Annotated in this window: 20 protein-coding genes; 7 read left to right on the top strand and 13 right to left on the bottom strand. The window is 71.2% G+C overall.

All coding sequences use genetic code 11. The features are described from left to right. The first annotated feature begins 45 nt into the window (after positions 1 to 45). Positions 46 to 2,823, top strand: a complete 2,778-nt coding sequence (ppc, locus tag VFV21_RS01810; RefSeq protein ID WP_329667818.1) for a phosphoenolpyruvate carboxylase — start codon at positions 46 to 48, stop codon at positions 2,821 to 2,823. 3 nt (positions 2,824 to 2,826) lie between these two features. Here the strand turns inward: ppc and VFV21_RS01805 are convergent, their stop codons facing one another. The 3 genes from VFV21_RS01805 to VFV21_RS01795 all read right to left on the bottom strand — a co-directional run bounded on the left by VFV21_RS01805 (position 2,827) and on the right by VFV21_RS01795 (position 7,408). Further along, positions 2,827 to 3,156, bottom strand: coding sequence for a hypothetical protein (locus VFV21_RS01805; protein ID WP_414638450.1), 330 nt, complete (start codon positions 3,154 to 3,156; stop codon positions 2,827 to 2,829). A gap of 112 nt (positions 3,157 to 3,268) precedes the next feature. Further along, positions 3,269 to 4,021 carry a hypothetical protein gene (locus tag VFV21_RS01800; RefSeq protein ID WP_329667817.1) on the bottom strand — a complete coding sequence of 251 codons (753 nt, stop codon included), beginning with the start codon at positions 4,019 to 4,021 and terminating at the stop codon, positions 3,269 to 3,271. A 144-nt stretch (positions 4,022 to 4,165) separates the two neighbouring features. Next, positions 4,166 to 7,408 carry an amidohydrolase family protein gene (locus tag VFV21_RS01795; RefSeq protein ID WP_329667816.1) on the bottom strand — a complete coding sequence of 1,081 codons (3,243 nt, stop codon included), beginning with the start codon at positions 7,406 to 7,408 and terminating at the stop codon, positions 4,166 to 4,168. A gap of 162 nt (positions 7,409 to 7,570) precedes the next feature. Between VFV21_RS01795 and VFV21_RS01790 the strand changes: the two genes are divergently transcribed. Beyond that, entirely contained in the window at positions 7,571 to 8,494 is a 924-nt protein-coding gene (locus tag VFV21_RS01790; protein ID WP_052575013.1) for a GGDEF domain-containing protein, read from the top strand. A gap of 53 nt (positions 8,495 to 8,547) precedes the next feature. Here the strand turns inward: VFV21_RS01790 and VFV21_RS01785 are convergent, their stop codons facing one another. The 4 genes from VFV21_RS01785 to VFV21_RS01770 all read right to left on the bottom strand — a co-directional run bounded on the left by VFV21_RS01785 (position 8,548) and on the right by VFV21_RS01770 (position 12,344). Further along, a complete protein-coding gene (locus VFV21_RS01785; protein WP_414638448.1) occupies positions 8,548 to 9,171 on the bottom strand; it encodes a 2-hydroxychromene-2-carboxylate isomerase in 624 nt (207 codons plus the stop codon). Positions 9,172 to 9,182: 11 nt separating this feature from the next. After that, positions 9,183 to 9,587, bottom strand: coding sequence for a DUF1761 domain-containing protein (locus VFV21_RS01780; RefSeq protein WP_034210136.1), 405 nt, complete (start codon positions 9,585 to 9,587; stop codon positions 9,183 to 9,185). A gap of 109 nt (positions 9,588 to 9,696) precedes the next feature. Next, on the bottom strand, positions 9,697 to 10,965 hold the full coding sequence (locus tag VFV21_RS01775; RefSeq protein ID WP_329667814.1) for an amidohydrolase family protein: 1,269 nt from the start codon (positions 10,963 to 10,965) through the stop codon (positions 9,697 to 9,699). Beyond that, positions 10,962 to 12,344: an amidohydrolase gene (locus VFV21_RS01770; RefSeq protein WP_329667845.1), complete on the bottom strand. Its 1,383-nt coding sequence runs from the start codon at positions 12,342 to 12,344 to the stop codon at positions 10,962 to 10,964. The genes VFV21_RS01775 and VFV21_RS01770 overlap by 4 nt, the downstream gene beginning before the upstream one ends. 141 nt (positions 12,345 to 12,485) lie before the next feature. On the opposite strand from VFV21_RS01770, the gene VFV21_RS01765 reads away from it, so the two are divergent. Then, positions 12,486 to 13,262, top strand: a complete 777-nt coding sequence (locus VFV21_RS01765) for an AMP nucleosidase (protein ID WP_034210133.1) — start codon at positions 12,486 to 12,488, stop codon at positions 13,260 to 13,262. Between the two features lie 83 nt (positions 13,263 to 13,345). Here the strand turns inward: VFV21_RS01765 and VFV21_RS01760 are convergent, their stop codons facing one another. The 5 genes from VFV21_RS01760 to VFV21_RS01740 form a co-directional block, all read right to left on the bottom strand. Then, positions 13,346 to 13,675 (bottom strand): hypothetical protein, encoded by a 330-nt coding sequence (locus VFV21_RS01760; protein ID WP_156968857.1) that lies wholly within the window; start codon positions 13,673 to 13,675, stop codon positions 13,346 to 13,348. Between the two features lie 129 nt (positions 13,676 to 13,804). Further along, complete coding sequence (gene grxD, locus VFV21_RS01755; RefSeq protein WP_329667813.1) at positions 13,805 to 14,734, bottom strand: Grx4 family monothiol glutaredoxin; 930 nt, start codon at positions 14,732 to 14,734, stop codon at positions 13,805 to 13,807. A gap of 391 nt (positions 14,735 to 15,125) precedes the next feature. Next, a complete protein-coding gene (locus VFV21_RS01750) occupies positions 15,126 to 15,740 on the bottom strand; it encodes an SGNH/GDSL hydrolase family protein (RefSeq protein ID WP_329667812.1) in 615 nt (204 codons plus the stop codon). Positions 15,741 to 15,746: 6 nt separating this feature from the next. Beyond that, positions 15,747 to 16,991: an aminotransferase class I/II-fold pyridoxal phosphate-dependent enzyme gene (locus tag VFV21_RS01745; RefSeq protein WP_034210127.1), complete on the bottom strand. Its 1,245-nt coding sequence runs from the start codon at positions 16,989 to 16,991 to the stop codon at positions 15,747 to 15,749. Positions 16,992 to 17,063: 72 nt separating this feature from the next. Continuing rightward, positions 17,064 to 17,444 carry a DUF4345 family protein gene (locus VFV21_RS01740; protein WP_052575011.1) on the bottom strand — a complete coding sequence of 127 codons (381 nt, stop codon included), beginning with the start codon at positions 17,442 to 17,444 and terminating at the stop codon, positions 17,064 to 17,066. A gap of 64 nt (positions 17,445 to 17,508) precedes the next feature. On the opposite strand from VFV21_RS01740, the gene rsgA reads away from it, so the two are divergent. Both rsgA and VFV21_RS01730 read left to right on the top strand, forming a co-directional pair. After that, positions 17,509 to 18,585, top strand: a complete 1,077-nt coding sequence (gene rsgA, locus VFV21_RS01735; protein WP_329667811.1) for a ribosome small subunit-dependent GTPase A — start codon at positions 17,509 to 17,511, stop codon at positions 18,583 to 18,585. Continuing rightward, complete coding sequence (locus tag VFV21_RS01730) at positions 18,582 to 19,844, top strand: flavohemoglobin expression-modulating QEGLA motif protein (protein WP_329667810.1); 1,263 nt, start codon at positions 18,582 to 18,584, stop codon at positions 19,842 to 19,844. The genes rsgA and VFV21_RS01730 overlap by 4 nt, the downstream gene beginning before the upstream one ends. Before the next feature lie 67 nt (positions 19,845 to 19,911). Here the strand turns inward: VFV21_RS01730 and VFV21_RS01725 are convergent, their stop codons facing one another. Beyond that, the gene (locus VFV21_RS01725) at positions 19,912 to 21,246 is read right to left on the bottom strand and encodes a hypothetical protein (protein ID WP_329667809.1); all 1,335 of its coding nucleotides are present in this window, start codon (positions 21,244 to 21,246) and stop codon (positions 19,912 to 19,914) included. Between the two features lie 154 nt (positions 21,247 to 21,400). Between VFV21_RS01725 and VFV21_RS01720 the strand changes: the two genes are divergently transcribed. Further along, positions 21,401 to 23,695, top strand: a complete 2,295-nt coding sequence (locus tag VFV21_RS01720; protein WP_329667808.1) for an NADP-dependent malic enzyme — start codon at positions 21,401 to 21,403, stop codon at positions 23,693 to 23,695. A gap of 1 nt (position 23,696) precedes the next feature. Further along, on the top strand, positions 23,697 to 24,713 hold the full coding sequence (locus VFV21_RS01715; protein WP_329667807.1) for a glycosyltransferase: 1,017 nt from the start codon (positions 23,697 to 23,699) through the stop codon (positions 24,711 to 24,713). Positions 24,714 to 24,810 lie beyond the last annotated feature (97 nt).

Below are 24,810 nucleotides of genomic sequence, written 5' to 3'. Positions count from 1 at the left end.
CGCGTCGAAAATGCCCTTGAAGCCTCCGGCTGGTAGGCTTTCCGGATGAATACACCCGCCGATAACGAAACCCTTCGCGACATCGACCTGCCGCCTACCGACGCCCTGCTGCGCGAGGACGTCAAGCGCCTGGGCGTACTGGTGGGCGAGATCCTGGCCGAGCAGGTGTCGCCGGCGTTCCTGGCCGACGTCGAAGCCCTGCGCGTTGCCGCGATCCGCCGCCGCGAAGCCGGGGCGCCGATCGAGACCTTGTCCGATCGCCTGCACGGCCTGCCGCTGGATCGCGCCGAGCTGCTGGTGCGGGCCTTCGCCGCCTATTTCCAGGCCGTGAACCTCGCCGAGCGCGTGCACCGCATCCGTCGCCGCCGCGATTACCAGCGGCAGGGCGCGGCGCCGCAGCCCGGTGGCCTCGAGGCCTCGCTGCGCCAGCTCAAGGCCGAAGGCGTGGACGCCGCCACGCTGTCGGCGCTGGTCGCGCGGATGCGCGTGGAGCCCGTGTTCACCGCGCACCCGACCGAGGCCGTGCGGCGTGCGTTGCTGGAAAAGGAAAGCGAGGTGGTGCGCTGCCTGGTCGAGGACATCGACCGCGGCCTGACGCCGCAGGAGCGCCGCGCCGACGTCGAACGCATGCGGCTGGCGCTCACCGCCAGCTGGCAGACCGACGAGACGCCGCCCGAGAAGCCCAGCGTCGCCGACGAGTTCGAGCACGTGGCGTTCTACCTCTCCGACGTGCTGTACCGCGTGCTGCCGGTCTTCCATGAAGTGTTCGAGGACGCGCTGCACACGGTCTACGGCGACGACGCGCCGCCGCTGCCGCCGCTGCTGGGCTTCGGTTCCTGGGTCGGCGGCGACATGGATGGCAACCCGAACGTGGGCGCCGCCACCATCGAGGCCACGCTGTCGGGCCAGCGCGCGCTCGTGCTGGCGAACTATAGACGTGACCTGGCGCGCCTGGGCGAGCTGCTGAGCCAGTCCGTGGGGCGCGTCGGCGTGGCGCCGGCGCTGGTGCTGCGCAGCGATGAGTACGCGCGGCGCTTCCCGAAATCCGCCGGGAAGCTCAAGGCGCGGCACGCCGACATGCCCTACCGCCGCTTCGCGGCCCTGGTGTCGGCGCGCCTGGCCGCGACGGCGCAGGACAAGCGCGAAGGCTACGACGACGCCACCGGCTTCCTCGACGACCTGCGGCTGATGGAAGCCAGCCTGGCCGCGCACCGCGGCGAGCATGCCGGCGGCTTCGCGGTGCGGCGGCTGCGGCGGCGCGCGGAGGCCTTCGGCTTCCATCTGGCCACGCTCGATCTGCGGCAGGAGTCGTCGCAGCACGATGCGGCGCTGGCGGAGCTGCTGGGCGACAGCGAGTGGCCGGAGCGCGGCTGGCAGGAGCGGGCGGCACGACTGCGCGAGTGGATCGGCTCCGGGCCATCGGGACTGAAGTCCCTCCCACACGATCCTGTGGGAGGGACTTCAGTCCCGATCTCCCCCCAGCCCGCCGGAAATTCACGGTCCGTGCTCGCCGTCTTCCGCACCGTCGCCGAATCCCTCCCGCGCTACGGCCCGCGCGCCTTCGGTCCCTACATCATCAGCATGAGCCGCAGCGCCGCCGATGCGCTGGCGGTGCTGGCCCTGGCGCGCATCGCCGGCTGCACCGGCGAGGGCGACGCGGTGCCGCTCGACGTGGCGCCGCTGTTCGAAACCGTGGACGACCTGCAGGCCGCGGTCGATACGCTGCGCTCGCTGTTCGCCGACCCGGTGTATCGCGAGCACCTGCGCATGCGGGGCGACCGCCAGATCGTGATGCTGGGCTATTCCGACAGCGCCAAGGACGGCGGCCTCGTGGCCTCGCGCTGGGCGCTGCAGCAGACCCAAGTGCAGCTGACCGCGCTGGCGGCCGAGGCCGGCGTGCGCATCGCCTTCTTCCACGGCCGCGGCGGCTCGCTGTCGCGCGGCGGCGGCAAGACCGAGCGGGCGGTGATCGCCGCGCCGCGCGGTTCGGTCGACGGCAACCTGCGCCTGACCGAGCAGGGCGAGGTGATCCACCGCAAGTACGGCATCCGCGCCATCGCGCTGCGCAACCTCGAGCAGATGACCGGCGCCGTGCTGCGCGCCAGCCTGCGGCCGCGCGCGCCGGAGCCGCGCGAGGCGGCGTGGCGGGCGATGGCGGCGGAGATCGCCGCGACCGCCCGCGCGCACTACCGCGGGCTCGTCTACGAAACGCCGGGTTTCGTGGACTATTTCCGCGCCGCCACGCCGATCGACGTCATCGAGCGCCTGCGCATCGGCTCGCGGCCCAGCAAGCGCGGGCAGGCCGGCGGCGTGTCCTCGCTGCGGGCGATCCCGTGGGTGTTCGCGTGGTCGCAGAATCGCTGTGGCCTGACGGCGTGGCTGGGCGTCGGCACGGGTCTCGCGCATGCGGTGCAGGGGCATGGCCGCGAGGCCGTGGCCGAGATGGCGCGCGACTGGCCGTTCTTCGCCACCCTCGTGGACGACGTCGAGATGGTGCTGGCCAAGTCCGACCTCGGCATCTTCGAGCGCTACTCGCGCCTGGCCGGCGATGCCCACGACGCGTTCTTCCCGGGCATCGCCGCCGAGTTCGCGCGCACCCGCGACACCATCCTCGCGCTCAAGGGCGCGGACGAACTGCTGGCGAACGACTTCCGCCTGCGCCAGTCGATCCGCCTGCGCAATCCCTACGTGGACCCGATCAGCCTGCTGCAGGTGGACCTGCTGGCCCGCTGGCGCGAGGCGGGCCGCCCCGAAGACGCGCTGTTCCACGCCCTGGTGACCACGGTGAACGGCATCGCCGCCGGCGTGCAGAACACCGGCTGAGCCTCAGCCGAAGCGCACGTCCGCCAGTTCCCAGTGGCTGCCCGCGAGCAGCCGCATGCGGTGCCGGAACACGCCGTGCGACAGCGACGTGCGCGCGTCGAGCTCGATCTTGAGGTCCCGCTGCACACCGGTGACGCGGGCCTCGGGGTCCACGGCGCCCAGCGACTTGTCGACCTCGTCGGGCTCGTCCTGCATCGCCCGCCAGCGCTCGAACAGCACCGGCGTCCGCAGCGCCGCCTCGAGCTCCGCCGCAAACCCCTCTGCCCCCGAGGACTGGAAGGAAAGCCCCGGCTCATCCCCGCGCGCGAGCGCCGGCTCGTTCAACCGCACAATGAATCGACTGGCCACGCCACGCTCCCCACCAATGAACCAGCTTCATTTAACCCCACCCACCCCGGATGACAAATGAACCAGGTTCATTTGCGGGCACCCCCGCGCGCGCTGCTCAAGCGGAGACGCCGGCCAAGGTGGTGATGAGGCTGCGCACCGTGGCGTTCCCGCTGAGCCAGCCCAGTCCGACCGTCAGGTAAGCCGCGAGGACGAGGAAGCCGATCCAGGTGGCGGGATGCACCCGGCGCAGCGTTCGCAGGTCATAGGCCACCAGCGCCGCCACCCAGATCAGGTCGGAGGGGAAGAACGGGAGGGCGGGCGCCACCAGCCCGTCCAGCCATGCGCCCATCGGCCGCGAGGGCGCGAAGGCCGGGCCGATGGTCAGCACGAAGGCCCAGTAGACCAGGCGCTTGTGCAGCGCGGGCTTCCGACGCCAGGCCACCGCCAGGGCCACCAGCACCGGGAAGGGCAGCAGGCCGACGATGCCCATCGTCGCAAAGCCCAGGAACGCCTCGAACTGTTCCGCGGTGGCGCGGCCCACGATGTGCAGGTTGACCTGCAGGCCGGTGGCGAACACCGCCACGGCCAGCAGCACGCCGAAGATGCCCAGCTGCCGGTGCAGGTCCACGCGCTGCCGGGCCACGAGCAACGCCTGCGCGAGCAGCAGCAGGTACCAGGCCGTCATGACCAGGCCGTGCACCACCACGTGCGGACGCAGCGCAGCCGCATCCGAGAGCGGCCGCAGGTAGAAGCTGGGGCCGAAGCCCAGGGCCGCTGCCGCCAGGAAGGCCAGCGCCATGCCCACGAAAAAGCGGGCGCCGGGGCGCGACCGGGCGGTGGTGGCGTCTGCGTCGAGGGGGATGGACATACCGGGGCCTGTCGGTTCGGGCGAGGATTCCCGGGGATTAACGCAGCCCGCCCCGACAGCGGGCCACCCGCCGGACGCAAAAAAACGGGGTCAGGTTCCGGACCTGACCCCGAGGCATGGCAAATGAACCTGGTTCATTTGGGGTTAGTGGGTGTGTTGGGTGCCGGACTTGGGGCAGTGGCAGGGGGCGGTGGGGCCGTATTCGACGCCCATCTGGACGCCGTTGCCCTGGCGCTGCCAGAAGAAGGTCGGGGCCGGGCGCTGCAGGCCGCCGATCTCGGACATGTCGGCGGCGTTGAACAGGCGGCCGTTGACCATCACCATCGCGGTGTCGTCGCTCTGGCGGATGTCGGCCAGCGGGTTGCCGTCCACCACCACCAGGTCGGCGCGCTTGCCGGCCTCCAGCGAGCCGATTTCCTTCGACAGGCCCAGGTACGTGGCGCCGTCGATGGTGGCCGCGCGCAGCGCTTCCCACGGCGAGAAGCCGCCCTGCGCCAGCGACCAGATCTCCCAGTGCGGCGCCATGCCCTGCAGCTGGCCGTGGCCGCCGACCAGGATCAGGGTGCCGTTGTCGCGCAGCTGCTTGGCGGCCTTGGCCACTTCCACGTGGTAGTAGTCCCACTCCGGCGCGGTGTCGCGGCGGATGGTCTGGCCGTTGAGCGAGTTCTTCGGGAAGAAGCGCAGCAGCCGCTCGTTCTCCCACACGTTGTCGCGGGCGTACCAATAGCGCTCGGCGTTCAGGCCGCCGTAGTTCACCACCAGCGTCGGCGTGTTGCCGACCTGCGTGTTGCGCCACAGCTCGGTCACGTCCTTGTACAGCGGCGCGATCGGGATGTTGTGCTCCACGCCGGTGACGCCGTCCACGATCATGGTCATGTTGTGGTGGAAGGTCGAACCGCCTTCTTCCACCACCAGCATGCCCAGCTCGCGCGCGGCCTGGTTGATCTGCTGGCGCTGGTCGCGGCGCGGCTGGTTGTAGGACTTCACGGAGAACGCGCCGTTCGCCTGCATGCGGCGCAGGTGGCCGCGGGCGTCGTCGATCGAGTTCACCACCGCCTTGAAGTCGCCGTCGGCGCCGTAAAGGATGGTGCCGGTGGAGAACACGCGCGGGCCAACCATGCGCCCGGCCTTCACCAGCTCGGACTGCGAGAACACGAACTCGGTGGTCGCCGACGGGTCGTGCATCGTGGTGATGCCGAAGGCGAGGTTGGCGTGGTAGGCCCAGTTCTGCTGCGGCACGACGCCCTGGCCGAAGTGCGCCGCGTGCGCGTGCGCGTCCACGATGCCCGGGAACACGGTCTTGCCGGATACGTCCACTTCGCGCGCGCCGGCCGGGATGGCCACGTCGCCGCGCTTGCCCACCGCCACGATGCGCTCGCCGCGCACCACCACCACGCCGTCCTCGATCACTTCCTCGGCGTTGTTGGCGTCGCGCATCGTCACCACGCGGCCACCGACCAGGGCGAAGGTGTCGGCCGGGCGGTCGGTCGGCAGGCGCAGGCCCACCGCCACGCCGGCGTCGGCCTTGGCGGCGCCCAGCGTGCGCGAGTGGTAGCGGTCGCCCACCATCCAGTGCAGCGACTTCGAATCGGCGCCCCAGTGCAGGTAGCTGCCCATGTCGGTGCCCAGCGCGGTCACCGGGATCGCCTTGGTGTCCTTGCTGAGTTCGATCGAACCGCCGGTGAGCGGCAGCGGCGCCACGTAGCCGTTGAACAGCTCGGTGAACGCGACCGACCGGCCGTCCGGGCTGATCGCCACGTGGTCGACGTACTTGAGGTTGAACACCTCGCGCGGCTGCTCGCCGTTGAGGCCGGCGCTCATCAACTTCTTCTCGAGGCCGCCGCCGGTGAGGAAGAACACGCGCTGGCCGTCGGCCGAGAACTGCGGGTCGGCGCCGTTCTTCGCCACCTGCACCGCGTCGCCGCCGGCGGCCGGCATCACGAACACGCCGCGGGTGCCGCTCCACAGGCTGCCGGTGAGGCCGCTGCCGCCCTGGCGCGAGTAAACGATGCGGGCGCCGTCGCGCGAATAGCGCGGGCCGTAGTAGAAGCCCGGCTGCGTGGTCAGCGCGCGCGACTGGCCGGTGGCCAGGTCGAGCTCGCGGATCGCGCCCATCGCGTCATCCGACCAGGTCGTGTACAGCAGCTTGCGCCCGTCCGGGCTGAAGGCTGGCTGGTACTCGAAGTTGGCGGCGTCCTGGGTGAGGCGCTTCGGTTCGCCGCCCGGCAGCGCCTTGGTCCACAGCTGGCCGACCGCGTGGAAGACCAGCGTGCGGCCGTCCGGGCTGGTGGCCACGTCGCGGATCATGCGCGGCGAGAAGCTGTCGCCCTCGAAGGCCGCGGACTGGTCGGCGCGCAGCGCTGGCAGCACGGTCTGCGACACCTCGGCGGTGAACGGCACGTTCTTGGCCTGGCCGCTGGCCACGTCCACCTGCCAGAACTTGCCCTGGCCCCACACCACCACCGACTTGGAATCCGGCAGCCAGTCGAAGTTGGGGTAGGGCCCGAAGATCGCCCAGGCTTCCTGCTGGTCGTGCGACAGGCCATCCCACACCGCCCGGACCTCACCGGATTCCAGGTCGAGCAGGTGCAGCACGGACTTGTCGCGCACCCGCTTCACGAACGCCAGCGACTTGCCGTCGGGCGACGGCTGCGGCCGCACCGCGCCGCCGGCGCTGGCGACCACGTTCTCGATCTCGCCGGTCTCGCGGTCGAGGCGGCGGATCGCGTAGATCATGCCGTGCACGTTGCGGTTGTAGTCGAAGGCGCCGCCCGGGCTCATGTCCTCGGAGAAATACAGGTAGCGGCCGTCCGGCGAGAAGGCCGGTTCGCCCTGGTCCTGCTGGTCGTTCTTGCGCTTGGTGAGCTGGAGGCCGGCGCCGCCGTCGCGGTGGTACATCCACAGCTCGCCCGCGCCCAGCGAGCGCTGCGAAGTGAAGTGCTTGCGGCCGACGATGAACTGGCCGTCCGGCGTCCAGGCCGGGTTGTTGAGCAGGCGGAAGTCTTCCTTGCTCACCGCGGTGGCGCCGCTGCCGTCGGCCTTCATGCGCCAGAGGTTGTTGCCGCCGCCGCGGTCGGAGGTGAAGGCGATCTCGCTGCCATCGGGCGAGAAGCGCGGCTGGATGTCCCAGGCCGCGCCGCGGGTGATGCGCTGCGCCTGGCCGCCGGTGACCGGCAGCGAGTAGATGTCGCCGAGCATCGAGAACACGATGCGGCGTCCGTCCGGGCTGACGTCGAGGTCGAGCCAGGTGCCCTCGTCGGTGCTGAAGCTGACCACCTTGCCCTTGGCGTGGGCGGCGTTGACGTCCCATTTGGAGTCGGCGGCGTGGGCGGCGGTGCCAAGGCCAAGGCTGATCAGTACGGCAAGCGCGAGCGGACGGGACGGCATGGGACACTCCGGAAAAGGGACCCGCCGATGCTAGGCGAAGCGCCCCCGGCCACCGTAGGCCGAAGGTCATGGGCCGGTGAAACCGTGAGCCCGTAAGCGATAAGCAAACCCATTGAGAAACAGTCGCTTGTTTCGCGGCCCCGGGTACTGGACAGTAGGGGCATGTTCGCCGCTCCCCGCCCCCGCTCCGTCCGGCTCGTGGTCCTGTCGCTGTTCCCGGCGATGGCGGCTTCGCCCGCGTGGGCGGCGCCGCCAGCGAGCCAGGTCACGGCGCTGTGGTTCGCCCTCGGGTTCTCGCTGGCCCTGGTGGCGGCGCTGGCCCTGGCCTGCCGGATCCTGAGCGAGCGCATGGTGCCGCGCGCGTCCTGGCTGCCGTTCGCCGGCACCAGCCTCGTGGTGCTGGTGCTGGGCAGCTGGCTGGCCGGCCGCTGGCCGCTGGTGGGCCTGGCGCTGGCGCTGGCCGTCGTGGCCTGGGGCCTGCTGCTGGTGCGCGAGCTGCTGGGCCGCATGCGCCGCCTGCTGGAGGAGCGCGACCACGCCCGCGCGGAGGCCAAGCGCGTCAAGCAGAGCTCCGAGCGCGACCCGCTCACCGGCGTGCTCAACCGTGGCGCCTGGCGCGGCCGGCTCGAGCAGCTCGCCGCCGACGCCCGCGAGGCGCAGCCGCAGCGGCCGCTGTCGGTGCTGTTCTTCGACATCGACCTGTTCAAGCTGATCAACGACAGCCTCGGCCACAACGTCGGCGACGATTGCCTCAAGGCCGTGGCCGCGACGGTGGCGGCCGAGCTGCGCGGCGGCGACATCCTGGGCCGCATGGGCGGCGAAGAGTTCGCGGTGGCGCTGCCCGGCGCGCGCCGCGTGAACGCCATCGCCGTCGGCGAGCGCATCCGCATGGCGGTGCAGCAGCACTGCCAGGTGGTCGGCGAGGAAGTGGTCGAGCTCACCGTCAGCATCGGCGCCGCCGAATACCTGGGCGAGGCCGAGCCGCTGGATGCCCTGGTCGACCGCGCCGACCGCGCCATGTACGTGGCCAAGGATTCCGGCCGCAACATGGTGGTGGCGGCCGAGGGCAGTTTCGGGCCGAACTGAGCGGCACGCCGGTCCACGGCGCCGGCCGTGCCGGCGCGGCGCGCGATCTTCCCTTAGGTTCGACTCGCGCCGACCGGCCAGGTGGCCGCGTCCTGCATTTCCTTCGTCGACAGCAGCGTGCGGTCGGCAAGGAAGGCTTCCGCGAAATCCATCGAGTCCTCGCCCCAGAAGATCTCGCCGTCGACCACCAGCGAGGGCACGCCGAACACGCCCGCGGCCAGCGCGGCGTCGTAGTTCGCGCGCAGCGTCTCCTTCACCGCCGGCGACGACAGCGCGGCCGGGTCGGTCACGCCCAGCGCCGCGGCCAGCGGCGCGATCGCCTCGGGGCTGTCGACGGCGCGGCCCTGGGCCCAGATCCAGTCGAAGATCGCCGTGATGGCTTCCGGTGTCGCGCCTGCGGCCACGCACAGGCGCAGCGCCAGCAGCGGGTTGAACGGATGCGCGGGCGGGAAGGCCAGCGGCACGCCCCGCTGCTTCGCCTGCCACAGCACGTGGCGATAGGTGAAGGTGCGCTTGGACGGGATCTCGGCCGGCCCCTTGTGGCCATGATGGCCGAGCAACCCGGCGAACATGATCGGCCGCAGTTCGATCGCGTGCCGCGCGGCCAATGCCCGCACCCGCGGCCATGCCAGGTAGGCAAACGGCGAGATGAAGTCGAAGTACCAGTGCGTGGCCATCGACTTCGCGCTCAGGCCGCCGGCCACAGCGCCAGCACCAGCCCGATCAGGGTGAACTGCAGCGTGTGGTAGCCGCCGTTGATCAGGAAGAGCTTGAGCGACTTGCGCTCGAACAGGTAGTTGATGCCGAAGCTGGCCGTGACCCAGCACAGCCCCGCCGCGAACCCGGCGCCCACGCCCAGTTCCAGGCTGGGCCGCGGCCCCAGGAACATCGCGAACACCGCGCTGGCGACCAGGCACAGCACGAAGGTGGTGCCGAAGATCAGCGCCATGTTGCCCTTGGCCAGCACGTCGTCGCTCAGGCCGGTCTCGCGCTGCCAGGCCTTGCCGAACAGCACCGGCGAATACCACAGCCCGCCGAGCACGAACCCCGAAAGCGCGGCGACCAGCACCGCCCAGACATTGACCTCAGGCATCGCACGTCTCCCCGTGTGGATGGATGCCGGCGCGGCTCCCCGCTGCGCTGGCCCCAAAAGACTACGCCCTCCCCGGTCTCCCGGGGAGGGCGCAGGCAGGGCGCGTCGCTCAGCGGCCGGAGTAGGCGCGGGGCAGGCTGCCCTTGGGTGCCAGGTAGCGGTCGCGCAGCTCGGTCTGGCGCGAACGCATGTCGGCGGCGCGGCCATCGAACCAGACCTGCTCGGCGACCGTGTTCACTTCCAGCGGATCGCCCGACCACAGCACCAGGTCGGCGACCTGGCCCGGCTCGATCCGGCCGCGCTGCGCCGACACGCCGAACACCTGCGCGGGCACCGCGGTCAGGCCGGCCAGGCCGGCTTCCCAGGGCAGGCCGTTGGCAACGGCGACGCCGGCCAGCTGGCGCACCTTGCGCGCGTTGTGGGTGGCGTCGCCCGACTGCGAGAAACCGACGCTGACGCCGGCGCGATGCAGGCGGGCGGCGTTCTCCAGGCTCGAGCCCAGCGCGTCGAAGCTCGAGGGCAGGTTCACCAGCGCGTCCAGCAGCACCGGCACGTTCGCGGCCTTGAGCTCGGCCGCCACCTTCCAGGCCTCGGCGCCGCCGGCGATCACCGGCTTGAGGCCGTGCTTCTTGCTGAAGGCCAGCGCCTGGCGGATGTCCGCCGCGCGATCGACCTGGAACACGACCCGGCCACCGGCGAGGTAGCGCTGCAGCGCGGCGCGGCCGGCGCGGGTGAGCAGGCCGTCGTCGGCGCCGCTGCGGGCCTCGGCCACCGCCTGCTCGAGCAGCATCCACTGGCCGGCGCGGCTGCCGCCCGAGAGCGGGGAGGCGCCGCCGCCCAGGTTCACGAACAGGCTGCGGCTGTTGCCCAGCGCGGCGTCGTAGCGGCCGTCGAGCACGACCGCGCTGCCCTGGCCGGCGACGAAGCTGCCGCCCACGGTGCTGCTGGGCGAGAGCACGGTGAAGGTGATGCCCTCGACGCGGTTCACGCCGATCGCGGCGGAGTGCGGGTTGAACGCGACATCCACGTCGAACTCGGGGCGCCAGGTGGGCTCGTGCGCATTCGGCGGCACGCCGAGGGCCAGGGTGTGGTCGACGGTGGCCGATTCACCCGACACTTCCTCGATGCCGAGGCCGGTGAGGCCGCCGAACAGGCCTGGCGTCAGCGGCCGGCCCTTGGCTTCGACCACGGTGACGCCGGCCGGTGCGGCCAGGCCGGTGCCGACCTGGCGGACCACGCCGCCCTGCACCAGCACGTCGTGGTTCTTGAGCGTGCCGCGGGCGCCGGCGGTGTGCACGGTGGCGTCGCGGATCAGCAGGTCCTGGGCGGCCGCGGGCAGCGCGGCGGCGAGGACGAGGCAAACGAGCAGGCGCTTCACGGCGACACCTCCTGGCCCAGCATGAAGTCGGTGACCGGCTGCCTCGACGGGTCGGCGCGATCGTAGAGCAGGGCGCCGTCGACATAGACGCGCTCGGCCTTGGCATAGACGCTGAAGGGATTGCCGTTCCACACCACCACGTCGGCCATCTTGCCCTCGGCCAGCAGGCCGGTCTGGTCGGCGACGCCAATGGCGCGGGCGGCATTGGTGGTGATCCAGCGGATGGCGTGCTCGGGCGGCAGCTTCAGGCCGACGCGCTCGCCGCGCACCATCACCTTCGCCGCTTCCTGGTTCAGGCGCTGGATGCCTTCGGCGGAATCGGAGTGCACGACCGCGCAGCTGTTCTTCGGGCGGTCCACCAGGGCGATGTTTTCCTGGATGCCGTCGTAGGCCTCCATCTTGAAGCCCCACCAGTCGGCCCACAGCGCGCCGCAGATGCCTTCCTCGGCGAGTTCGTCGGCCAGCTTGTAGGCCTCGACGCCGTGGTGGAAGGCGGCGATCTTGAAGTCGAACTCCTTGGCCAGGTCCATCATCAGCGCCATTTCATCGGCGCGGTAGCAGTGGATCTGCACGGTGATGTCGCCGCGCATCACGCCGGCCAGCGTTTCCAGGCGCAGGTCCTGGGCCGGCTTCTCGGCGTCGCCGTTGCCCTTGCCGCGGCCGCGGCCGGACTCACCGTTCGCGGCCTCGTACTTGTCCCAGGCGGCGCGGTACTTCTGCGCTTCGATGAAGGCGGCGCGGTAGCCGGCCATGTTGCCCATGCGCGTCATCGGCGACTGGCCGCGGCCGCCGTAATAGCGCTTGGGATTCTCGCCGCAGGCCATCTTCACGCTGTGCGGGGCGCCGGGGAACTTCATTTGCTGCATCGTGGTGGCGGGCACGTTCTTGAGCACCACGCCGCGGCCGCCGATCAGGTTCCCCGAGCCGGGCAGCACCATCAGCGAGGTCACGCCGCCGGCGAGCGCGGTCGGGAAGCCCGGGTCCTGCGGCCACACCGCGTGTTCGGCCCAGACCTGCGAGGTGACGGGCGTGGTCATCTCGTTGCCGTCGGAATGCGCGGCGGCGCCCGGGCTGGGATACACGCCCAAATGCGAATGCACGTCGATGATGCCGGGCGTGACCCACTTGCCGCTGGCGTCCACCACGGTGGCGCCGGCGGCGTCCAGGCCGGGGCCGACCGCGGCGATGCGGCCGTCGCGCATCAGCACGTCGGCGCCCTCGAGGCGCTGGCCGTCGCCGGTCAGGACGGTGGCGTTGCGGATCAGCACCGGGCCCGAGGCGACGGGCTGGTAGGTGCTCGGATAAGGCGTCTGCGCCGCGCCCGCCAGCAACGGCAGCGCGAGCAGGGCTGTGGCCAGCAGGCTGGCCTTGGTTCGCATGGACATCGTGGTCTCCCCAGTGATCGACGCACCCTAGCCGCAGGGCCGGGCGCTTGCCAAGCCCAACCGGTCACGGTTCAAGGACCGCGTGGCAGAATGGCCGGGCAAGGCGTAGAAAAACAACAACAAGGAAAAAGACACGTGAAAGACAAGAACGAGATCGTCAGCAACTGGCTTCCCCGCTACACCGGCGTGCCCCTGGCCGACTTCGGCGAGCACGTGCTGCTCACCAACTTCGGCGGCTACCTCAACACCTTCTCCCGCCTCACCGGCGCCCCGATCGTGGGCACCGACCGGCCGATGCCCAGCGCCACCGCCGACGGCATCACGATGATCAACTTCGGCATGGGCAGCGCCAACGCCGCCACGGTGATGGACCTGCTGTCGGCCATCGACCCCAAGGCCGTGCTGTTCCTGGGCAAGTGCGGCGGGCTCAAGCGCAAGAACCAGCTGGGTGACCTGATCCTTCCGATCGCCGCCATCCGCGGCGAGGGCACCAGCAACGACTACCTGCCGCCGGAAGTGCCGGCGCTGCCGGCCTTCGCGCTGCAGCGCGCGGTGTCCACCATGATCCGCGACCTCGAGCACGACTACTGGACCGGCACGGTGTTCACCACCAACCGCCGCGTCTGGGAACACGACGCCGCGTTCAAGGAATACCTGCGCAAGCTGCGCTGCATGGCCATCGACATGGAAACCGCGACGATCTTCTCGGCCGGCTTCGCCAACTCGATCCCGTCGGGCGCGCTGCTGCTGGTGTCGGACCAGCCGATGATCCCGGAAGGCGTGAAGACCGAAGCCTCGGACCGCGTGGTCACCGAACACTTCGTCGAGCGCCACATCCAGATCGGCATCGAGGCCCTGCGCCTGATCCGCCGCCACGGCAAATCCGTCAAGCACCTCCGCTTCGACGAATAAAAACAATGTAGGAGGGACTTCAGTCCCGAAGCTTTTCGCCGAAAAGCTTCGGGACTGAAGTCCCTCCTACAGGATCCGGCGGGTTACCAGTTGAAGCCGAAGCCGACGACGTCGGGCTGGGGCTTGGCGTCGCTGAAGCGCACGGTGCACTCGACGATCTGCTTCACTTCGGAAGTCAGGCCGGGTTCGATCGTGATCGGCGCGGTCAGGAATTTTTCGCCGTTCGGCGCGTCGCGCATGCTCGCCGCGAGCGCGGCGGCATCGAGTTCGTAGAGTTTGCCGTCGAGCCGCGATTCGGCGGCGAGCTTGCAGGCCTCGGCCGCCAGGTCGCCGGGCGACCCGCCGGCGGCACCGTCGCCGCCGCCGCAGGCGGCCAGGGCCAGGCCCATCGGCACCACGATCCAGTTACGCATCCATCCTCTCCTCGGTCGGGGCCGGACCCGGATGCGCGCACCTTTGGCCGGGCTGGCCTGCAGATGGCGGTAAATTAACGTAATTGCTCTATGGACGCCACGGGGCGTACGTAAGCGTTGCTAACCGGTTCAGTAGCGGGGCACCGACGGGTCGATCTCCACCGACCAGGCGTCGATCCCGCCCTCGACGTTGTAGAGGTCGTGGAAGCCCAGCCCGCGGAAGTATTCGGCCGCCTGCCGGCTGCTCTGGCCGTGGTGGCAGAGGAAGGCGATCGGCAGGTCCTTGGGCAGGGCCTCGAGCCGTTCGCGGCTGTCCTCGTCCAGCACCTCGTGCGGGTGCGGGAAGGGGGCGATGGCGCGGGCGTGGGCCGGGCGCACGTCGATCACATCCAGGGTGCCGGCGATGAGGTGGTCGTGCAGCTGCTGCACCGACATCGGCTTCACCGGCGGCGGGGCGTTCGGGTTGTGGATGGCCAGGCCGGCGCCGCGCGGGTCCTCGACCCAGTCGATGCGCAGGCCCTGCGCGCGCGGCACGCTGGCCAGGTCTAGGTGAAGACGCAGGCCAGCCGCCTCGGCCACGATCTCCTGGCCGCTGGCCGGCTTGAGTTCGAAGCGGGCGTTGAAGCGCGGGTCCACCGAGAGGTGCAGCACCGCGCCGTCGTCGGCCCCGTCCATCGCCCGCTGGATCGCCTCGGCGGCGGCCGGAGTGATCTCGATGCGGGGCGGGGTGCGGTCCGGCGCGGCCAGGCCCAGGGCCTCGTGCAGCTCGCCGCTGTTGAGCATCTGCTCGATGATGTCGCTGCCGCCGAGCAGCTCGCCGCCGACGTAGAGCTGCGGGATGGTCGGCCACTGGCCGTAGACCTTGATGCCCTCGCGGATCTCCGGGTCGGACAGCACGTCCACATGGCCAAAGGACGGCAGCAGGCCGCCCAGGATGCCCACGGCCTTGGCCGAGAAACCGCACTGCGGCGCCCGCGGCTCGCCCTTCATGAAGAGCACGACGTGGTTCGCCGCGAGGATCGATTCGATGCGCGCGCGCGTTTCAGGGGACAGGGACATGGCCGGCTCCGGTGGGGAAGGCCGCCATTTTACTCCCGGCGCATGAACCCCGGGGGTGCGGCGTTGGCGCGTGTGGGGTTCCAGTTTTTGAACGCGGATCAGAGCGGATGGACGCGGATAAAAGCGGATTGAACATGTCAGGGAAGCTTCAGGCGGGCAGGATTCGATTCGGCGCAAGCGAGCGGGCTCGGCTGGCTTCCGGCGAGGACGCGGCGGCTGTCCCGGAAGCGCCCGTGATCCTAAGCCACGGCCCAGCCACTCGCCGATTCAAACTGAAAAAATCCGCTTTTATCCGCGTCCATCCGCGCTGATCCGCGTTAAAAATCAGACGCCCCACCAAAGCGAAAGAATCCAGGCAGGCGAGCGAGCAGGTAACTGTGCCGGGCGGAGGTCAGGCCAGGAGCGCCCTGGCGACGGGCAGGGCCAGGCGGGTCCATTCGGCGTACATGGCGGCCGAGGGGTGCAGGCCGTCGTCGGCCACCATGCCGGGTTCGGCGCCGCGCTCGCGGCTGACGGGGGTGATGTCGACGAAGGCGACCTCGCGCGCCGTGCACTCGTCGGCGGCGGCGGCGTTGAAGGCGTCGAGCTGGCGCGCGATCTCGGCGGTGTCGCGGCCGCTGGCCTGGCCGAAGGGGGTCACGCCCCAGTCGGGGATCGAAAGCACCAGCACGCGGCCGGGGCGGTCGCCCGCCAGCGCGATCGCGCGGTCGAGCAGGTCGGCGAACTCGACCCGGTATTCGCCGAGGTTCCAGCCGCGGTACTGGTTGTTCACGCCTATCAGCAGCGATACGAAGCCGTGCCGGCCCAGCGGCTCGGCGGCATCCATCGCGGCCGACAGCTCGTCGGTGGTCCAGCCGGTGGTGGCGATGATGCGCGGGTCGTCCAGCGCGACGCCCTGCGCCCGCAGCGCGGCGGCCAGCTGGCGGGGCCAGCGGCCTTCCTCGGGCACCGACTCGCCGATGGTGTAGGAGTCGCCCAGCGCCAGGTAGGACAGGCCCGCCGCCATCGCGGGTCAGGCCACGTGGCGGGCGCGGGCCCGCGCGGCGTGCTTGCCCAGCGCGCGGTCGATGCGCGCGAACACCTCGCGCACCAGGCCCGCCTCGGGCAGCAGCGTGACGCGGAAATGGCGCGAGCCCGGCACGTTGAAGCCGCTGCCCGGCACCACCAGCACGTCCTCGGTTTCCAGCAGCTCGAGCGCGAAGGCCTGGTCGTCGAAATCCACCGCGGCGTCGCCGATCACTTCCGGGAAGGCGTACAGCGCGCCCGCCGGCGCCACCAGCGACAGGTGCTCGCTGGCCGCGCAGCATTCCACCACCGCGCGCCGCGATTCATGCAGCCGGCCGCCGGGGCGGGTGAGCTCGAGGATGGTTTCCGGGCCCGACAGCGCCGCCGGCACCGCGAACTGCGCGGGCACGTTGGCGCACAGGCGCAGCGCGCCGAGCAGGTCCATCGCGTGGTGGTAGTCGCCCACCGTCACCGGGTCGCCCGACAGCACGGCCCAGCCCACGCGCCAGCCGCAGGCGCGCCACACCTTCGACAGGCCGCCGAAGCTCAGGCAGGGCACGTCGCCGGCCAGCGGCGCCAGCGGGGTGAACGTGGCTTCGTCGTAGAGGATGCCGTCGTAGATCTCGTCGGCCATCAGCAGCAGCTTGTGCTTCGCGGCGATGGCCACGAGCTTTTGCAGCAGCGCGCGCGGGTAGCTGGCGCCGGTCGGGTTGTTCGGGTTGATCACCACCAGCACGCGGGTGCGCGGCGTCACCAGCTTTTCGATCTCGTCCGGGTCGGGCAGGAAGCCGTTTTCCGGGGCGCAGCGGTAGTACACCGGCCGGCCCTGGTTGAGGATGGTGGCGGCGCTCCACAGCGGGTAGTCGGGCGAGGGCAGCAGCACCTCTTCGCCGGGGTTGAGCAGGGCGCGCAGCGAGATGTCGATCAGCTCGCTGACGCCGTTGCCGATGAACACGCGCTCGGCGCTGGCGTTCGGGGTGCCGCGCCGGCGGTGCAGGTCGGCCACGGCCTCGCGCGCCAGCGGCAGGCCCTGCTGGTGCGTGTAGGGATCGGACTCACCGACGTGGGCGGCCAGCGCGGCCTGCAGGTGCTCGGGGGCGCGGAAGCCGAAGGCGCCGGGATTGCCGATGTTCAGGCGGATCAGCTGGCGGCCCTGGCCTTCGAGTTCGCGGGCGCGGCGGGACAGTTCGCCGCGGATGTCGTAACGGACCTCGCGCAGGCTTTCGCGGGTCTTCAGGAGCGTGTGGGGCATGTCGCAGGGGACTCGGACCGGGGTGCTGGGCCGAGGTTAACGGAATCTTGACGGGCTTTCAGCCGATTTGGCTCAGCCCGGCCGCCCGCGCAGGGCCAGCACCGCCGCCAGGGTAAAGCCGATTTCCCAGGCCAGGGCCGCCGCGAAGAACCCGGTGAACTCCCCGCTCAGGCCAATGCCCAGCAGGCGGGCCGCGGCGATGCCACCGTTGGCCAGGGCCACGGACCAGAGGCCGGGGGCGCGCCAGGCGGGCTTGGCCGCGCAGGCGAACAGGAACGCGGCCAGGCCGAGTTCGAGCCCGCCGTAGAAGGCGCGCAGCTCGACCAGCCCGGCCGCGGTGCCGCTGATCCCGACCGGCGCCAACACCGCCTCCGGGGCGGCCACGATGGCGAGGCCGAACCCGAGGAAACCGAGCGCGGCGAGGACGAGGACGACGGTACCGAAACGTTCCATGGCGCAACCTTGCCGCGCAGACGGTGAGTGGGGTGTGTGCACGGTAGCGCTATCATCCCCGGCAATGCAGCCCACCCCCGAAGCCCTCGACCTCCTGCGACCCATCGGCTGGCCCGACGGCGACGCCTACCGCGAGGCCCTCGCCGCCGCCCCCGGCGCCCGCCTGGCCCGCGTGGTCGGCCAGCACCGCAGCGCCTATGACGTCGCCACCCGCGCCGACGAAGTGATCAAGGTGCAGCCGCCGCTGCCCTGGACCCGCCCGCGCTGCCCGCCCGAGCAGCGCGCCGCGGTTGGCGACTGGGTCACGCTCGACGAGGCCGGCAAGAACATCCTGGCGCTGCTGCCGCGCCACGCCCTGCTCAAGCGCGGCGCCGCCGGCGAACACCATCGCCAGCAGCTGATCGCCGCGAACGTCGACCACGTGCTGGTGGTGGTCGGCCTGGACCAGGACTTCAACCCGCGCCGCATCGAGCGCTACCTGGTGGTGATCCGCGCCAGCGGCGCCGACCCGGTGCTGGTGCTGACCAAGGCCGACGAGTGCGAGATCGTCGAGGACTGCATCGACCTGCTGATGGAAGTGGAGGAATCCGGCGTGCCGATCCACGCGGTCAACGCCAAGGACCCGGCCAGCGTCGCGGTGCTGGCGCCTTACCTCGGCCCCGGCCAGACCGTGGTGCTGGTGGGCAGCTCCGGTGCCGGCAAGTCCACGCTGACCAACACCCTGCTGGGCCGCGAGAAGATGAAGACCAATGCGGTGCGCGGCAACGACTCGCGTGGCCGCCACACCACCACCTTCCGCGTGCTGACGCCGCTGCCGCAGGGCGGCTGCCTGATCGACACGCCGGGCATGCGCGAAGTAAAGCTCAGCGGCGACGAGGACATCGTCGACGCCTTCGAGGACATCGAGGCCCTGGGCGCCGGCTGCCGCTTCCGCGACTGCGTGCACGGCAACGAGCCCGGCTGCGCCGTGCGCGCGGCGATCGAGGACGGCACGCTCGACGAGGCCCGCTACCTCAACTACGTGAAGCTGCGCGACGAAGCCGAGGCCGCCGCCGTCACCCAGGCCGCGCGCCGCGCCGAGGAAGCGCTGGCGCTGAAGAACAAGCAGCGGCGCACCAAGGACAAGCTGGGCCGCCGATGACCGCGGCCGCGCGCTCGCTGGCGCACCACGCGGCGCTCGATGCGCGCCTGGTGGCGGCGGTGCGCGGCATCCGGCTGCTCGAATCGGTGAGCTGGCCCGCGCGGTTGCAGGAGGAGTTCCTGGCCGCCTGGAAAATCGGCCGCATCCACATGCCGCGCCCCGAGTATCCGCGCGGCGACTACGCCGCCGTGCGCGACGAGCTGGACAAGGTGCACGAGCTGGCCGACCCCGACGATCCGCTCGGCCGCTACCTGCGCCTGACCTCGGAGAGCTGGCGCATCACCACCCGCCTGCTCGACGCGGTGGGCTCGCACCGGGTCACGGCGTACTCGACGCGGCTGTTCGGCCGCCCGGTGGAGATGCTGCCGGGCGACGGCCCCACCCACCTCGACGCCGCCACCCACTTCATCGGCCTGGCCGACGAAATGGACCAGGAATTGCGCGAGGTCGAGCCCGACTACGTGCTGCCCGCCGAGACCGTGCAGGCCGAGCTGCAGGCCGCGGTGGACGGGTTCTTCACCGGGCACAAGGTGCGGGTCGAACTCGACGACGCCCTGATCGCGAAGGCCGCCGCCAGCTCCACCCGCATCCGCCTGCGCACCAACACCGGCTTCAGCGAGTACGACCGCAACCAGCTGCTGGTGCACGAGGCCTTCGTGCACACGCTCACCGGCCTCAACGGCCGCGAGCAGCCGCACCTGAAGTCGCTGGCCCGCGGCTCGCCGCGCACCACCGCGACGCAGGAGGGCCTGGCCACCTTCGCCGAGCTGATCTCGGGCTCGATGGACATCGAGCGGATGAAGCGGATCAGCCTGCGCATCGTCGCGATCGACAAGGCCATCCACGGCGCTGATTTCGTCGAGGTGTTCCGCTTCTTCATCGACTCGGGGCAGTCGGCGCTCGACAGCTTCACCTCCAGCCAGCGCGTGTTCCGCGGCGTGCCGCTGGGCGGCGGTGCGGCCTTCACCAAGGACACGGTGTACCTGCGCGGGCTGCTGTCGGTGCACACGTATTTCCGCTGGTGCCTGCGCCACCACAAGCTGGGCCAGGCGCGGCAGCTGTTCGCGGGCAAGATGGCGCTCGAGGACGTGTTCGCGCTCGAGGGCGCGTTCGAGTCGGGCGCGCTGGCGGCGCCGCTGTACGTGCCGCCCTGGATGCAGCGCGCGAACGGGCTGGCGGGGATGCTGGCGTTCTCGCTGTTTGCGAACAAGATCCGGCTGGATCGCGTGGATGCCGATGACCTGGTCTTGGGTCTTTGAAAAGCATCGGGACTGAAGTCCGTCCCACAGCAGCTCCCTGTAGGAGGGACTTCAGTCCCGATGCTTTTCAGGGCGCGACCAGCGCCCCGTCTTCCGCCACCCGATAATCCGCCGCCTCGTCCGCCTCCACCCACCGCACCCGATCCCCGATCGCCGCACCGCGCCACGCCGGCACCTCGTGGCTCAGGCGCCGATAGATCCACTCGTCGCGCACCGGGGTCAGCAGTCGAAGCTCGCCGTCGTGCGCCGCCAGCGCCTGCACCAGCGCCGGCTGGAACACCGCCTGCTTCCCGCCCACGCGCTGCATCTCGCGCTGCACGTTGACGCCGTGCCAGGTCGTCACCAGCGCCAGGAACAGCACCAGCCCGCGCCCCGCGCGCCCCAGCGCCGGCCACGCCAGCGCAAGGCAGGCCACGACCCAGGCCCAGAACCCGTAGCCGTACTGGTTGGCGGGAAACGCCAGCGGCAGCGCCGGCGCCAGCGCCAGGCTGCCGCCGACCACCAGCGCCAGCGCCCGTCGCGGCGCGCGCCACGCGATTGCCGCGACCAGCGCCAGCAGCAGAACCGACGCCAGCACCAGGTGCTTCGCGGACGCCAGCCAGGTGCCCGTGGCCTCGAACGCCGCCGGCCGCAGCGGGAACAGCCAGTACGTGGCCCAGTTGCGCGGCGCCGATCCGGGCGAGATCGCGTAGGTGCTGGCCTCGGCCGGCGTCATCAGCGTGTCGAACCGCAGCGCCAGGTAGAGCACCGCCGCCACGCCGCTGCCGATCACCGCGGCCAGCCCGACCGGCCGGCCGCGCTGCAGGCACCAGGCGAGGCCGAGCAGCGCGGGAATGGCCAGCGCGGCTTCCTTCGCCAGCAGCCCCAGCGCGGTGAAGGCGAACGCCACCGCGGCGGCCACCACCGGCGCGGCGCCGCGGGCGTGCAGCGTCACCAGCGCGTGCGCCAGCGCCATCGCGGCGCCCACCCACAGCAGGTCGGCCAGCGTGCCCACCCACCCGTGCACGTAAGCCGCGTACGGACCCAGCGCGAACAGCAGCGCCGCGCCGCGCGCCACCGCCGCCGAGGCACCGACGCGCAGCAGCAGGGAACCCAGCGCCAGCGCGACCGCGCTGCCCATCGCCACCCACAGCAAATGCATGGCCTGGGGCCAGCCAAAGCTGGCGTTCGAAACCACCAGCCACAGGTTGAAGGTGAGCGGCCGCCACTGGAACGTGCCGACATCGGTCCAGGACACCCACGGCAGGTCGGCCCAGCCCGCCACGTCGGCGCGCGCGCCCCATTGCAGTTCGTCGTGGCTGAAATAGCCCGGGTTGGCCACCAGCAGCCACTGCAGGGCGACCAGGGCCAGCAGCAGGGGCAGGGCGCGCAGGCGCGGCGGGGCGTCGGGGCTGGCGGGCATCGTCGGGTCGCGCGGGAAAGCGCCATTCTGGCCGCCTGCGCCGGGCATCGCCAGCCGCGGCCATACGGGCGCGTCGGCAGGCCCCCCGGCGGGCCGCTACAATCGGGGGCCCATTCGCCGGCGCCCGCGCGCACGGCCCGAGACCGTCCGACCCATGTCCGAACAAGAAGACTTCAAGCAAGCCGCCCTCGACTACCACCGGCAGGCGCCGGCGGGAAAGATCAAGGTCACGCCCACCAAGGCGATGATCACCCAGCGTGACCTGGCCCTGGCCTATTCGCCGGGCGTGGCCGCGGCGTGCGAAGCCATCGTCGCCGACCCGGGCGAGGCCAGCGCGCTCACCGCGCGCGGCAACCTGGTGGGCGTGATCACCAACGGCACCGCGGTGCTGGGCCTGGGCAACATCGGCCCGCTCGCCGGCAAGCCGGTGATGGAAGGCAAGGGCGTGCTGTTCCAGAAGTTCGCCGGCATCGACGTGTTCGACCTCGAGATCGCCGAGAACGACCCGGACAAGCTGGTCGACATCATCGCCTCGCTCGAGCCCACCTTCGGCGGCATCAACCTCGAGGACATCAAGGCGCCCGAGTGCTTCGTGGTCGAGAAGAAGCTGCGCGAGCGGCTGAAGATCCCCGTCTTCCACGACGACCAGCACGGCACCGCGATCATCGTCGGCGCCGCGGTGCTCAACGCGCTGCACGTGGTCGGCAAGGACATCGCGCAGGTGAAGCTCGCGGTCAGCGGCGCCGGCGCGGCCGGCATCGCCTGCCTGGACATGCTGGTGGCGCTGGGCATGCAGCCGCAGAACATCCTGGTCAGCGACCGCGACGGCGTGCTGCACACCGGCCGCGCCGACCTGGCGCCCGGCGGCGCCAACCACGGCATCGTCCGCTACGCCCGCGAGACGTCCGCGCGCACGCTGGCCGACATCATCGTCGGCGCCGACGTGTTCATCGGCGTCTCGGCCGGCAACGTGCTCACCGAGGCAATGGTGAAGCAGATGGCCGAACGCCCGGTGATCTTCGCGCTGGCCAACCCCACGCCCGAGATCGACCCGGCGCTGGCGCGGCAGGCGCGCCCCGACGCGATCATCGCCACCGGCCGCAGCGACCACCCGAACCAGGTCAACAACGCGCTCTGCTTCCCCTACATCTTCCGCGGCGCGCTCGATGTCGGCGCCACCACCATCAACGAAGAGATGAAGCTGGCCTGCGTGCGCGCGATCGCCGACCTGGCCCGGCGCGAGGCCACCGACCTCGGTGCGGCCTACGCCGGCGAGACGCCGCGCTTCGGCCCCGAGTACCTGATCCCGCGCCCGTTCGACCCGCGCCTGCTGGTGTCGCTGGCGCCGGCGGTGGCGAAGGCGGCGATGGATTCCGGCGTCGCCACCCGCCCGATCGCCGACCTCGAGGCCTACCGCGACCGCCTCAGCAGCTGGGTGTTCCGCACCGGCCTGCTGATGAAGCCGGTGTTCGACCGCGCCCGCGCCGACCGCAAGCGCGTGGTCTACGCCGAGGGCGAGGAAGAAACCGTGCTGCGCGCCGTGCAGACGGTGGTGGACGAAGGCCTGGCCCGGCCGATCCTGGTCGGCCGCCCGGCGGTGATCGAGCGCCGCATCCAGCGCCTGGGCCTGCGCCTGCGCGTCGGCGTGGACGTGGACGTGACCAACATCGACGACGACCCGCGCTTCAACGACTACTGGCAGCTCTACCACCAGATCATGCAGCGCAAGGGCATCACGCCGGCGGCGGCCAAGGCCATCGTGCGCTCGCGCGACGTGGTGATCGCGGCGCTGATGGTGCGCCGGGGCGAGGCCGACGCGCTGCTGTGCGGCCTGGTCGGCCGCTTCGTGCGCAAGCTCAAGTACGTGCGCGAGATCTTGGGCGTGGAAAGCGAGACCCGCGGCCTGTCCGCGCTCAGCGCCGTGCTCAACGAGAAGGGCGTGTTCTTCTTCACCGACACGCATGTGAACGTGGACCCGAGCGCGGCCGAGGTGGCCGAGTCGCTGATCCAGTCGGCGTTCCGGCTCAAGCTGTTCGGCATCACGCCGAAGGCGGCGCTGGTGAGCCACAGCAACTTCGGCTCCAGCGACAGCGCCTCCTCGCAGAAGATGCGCGACGCGCTGGCGATCCTGCGCGAGCGCGCGCCCAAGCTCGAGGTCGAGGGCGAGATGCACGCCGACATCGCCCTGAACGAAGAAGCGCGCCAGCGCATCTTCCCGCAGTCGCAGCTCTCGGGCCGGGCCAACCTGCTGGCCTTCTCCAACCTCGACGCGGCCAACGCCAGCTACAACCTGGTGCGCAGCGTCACCGACGGCGTCGGCATCGGCCCGATCCTGATGGGCCTGGCCAGCGCCGCGCACGTGCTCACGCCCTCCGCCACGGTGCGGCGCGTGGTGAACATGACGGCGATCGCGGCCGTGGACGCCCAGATCCGCATCGCCCGGGGCTGACATGGCCACCCGGACCACGTCCTCGATCCAGCCGTCGCTGTTCGAGGCCGGGGTCGTGGCCGACGTGCCGCCGGTGGCGACCATCCTGCTGGTCTGCTACCGCATGCAGGACACGATCGTGGAGGCGCTGGATTCGGCGCTGGCGCAGACCGTGCCCTGCGAGATCATCGTCTCCGACGACAGCTCGGGCGATGAATCGCTGCAGCGCATCGCCGCCCGTGTTCGCGACTACCGCGGCCCGCACCGCGTGCGCGTGCGCAGCACGGCCCGCAACGTCGGCCTGTGCGCGCATCTCACCGAACTGGCGCCGCTGGCGGGCACCGACATCCTGGTGTTCCTGGCCGGCGACGACGTGGCCTACCCGCATCGCGTCGAGCGCCTGGTGGGGCACATGCGCAAGCATCCGCAGGCGATGATCGTTGGCTCCACGGTCAACGACATCAACCCGCGCGGCGAGATCATCAAGCCGCGCAACCGCGGCCAGCAGGCGGTGCTGACCCAGCGCGACCTGCGCCGCGCCGGGCACCTGATCACCGTGCTGGGCGCCTCGATGGCGGTGCGCCGCGAGGTCTTCACCACGCTGCCGCCGCTGCAGGGCAGGGTGGAGGACAACGCGCTGCAGCTGCGTGCCGTGCTGTTGGGCGAATGCCACTGCCTGCCCGAGCCGCTGCTCGGCTACCGGCGCCACGAAGGCAACCTGGGCAACTGGGTGTTCGACCGCAGCGCCGACGACGCCGCCACCTGGCGCCGCCGCCAGCAGCGGGTGGCGCAGATGTACCACGAGGTCGCCGACGACCAGGACCGCTGCGTCGACGCCCGTCCCGACCTGCCCGCCGGCCGCCGCGAACAGGGCCGCGGCCTGGCCACGATGTACCGCCTCGAGGCCCGCATGCGCGAAGCCCTGCTCGAGCCCGACCGCCGCCGCTGGCTCCGCCCCCTCTGGGACGGCCTCCGCTACCCCGGCCTCCGCCGCAAAGCCCTCGAACGCTCCCTGAAACTCCTCCTCCCCCGCAAATGAACCAGGTTCATTTGCGGCGCGGCGGCCCCTTGCGGACGCCGGCATTCCCGGCCATCGTTGGCGCGGGGAAAAATCAAATGAACCTGGTTCATTTGCC

Origin of the sequence: Arenimonas sp. (assembly GCF_036275555.1) — a bacterium.
Taxonomy (GTDB): domain Bacteria; phylum Pseudomonadota; class Gammaproteobacteria; order Xanthomonadales; family Xanthomonadaceae; genus Arenimonas.
The sequence above is the reverse complement of the archived record's forward strand: the minus strand, read 5'-3'. Positions and strand labels throughout refer to the sequence as shown.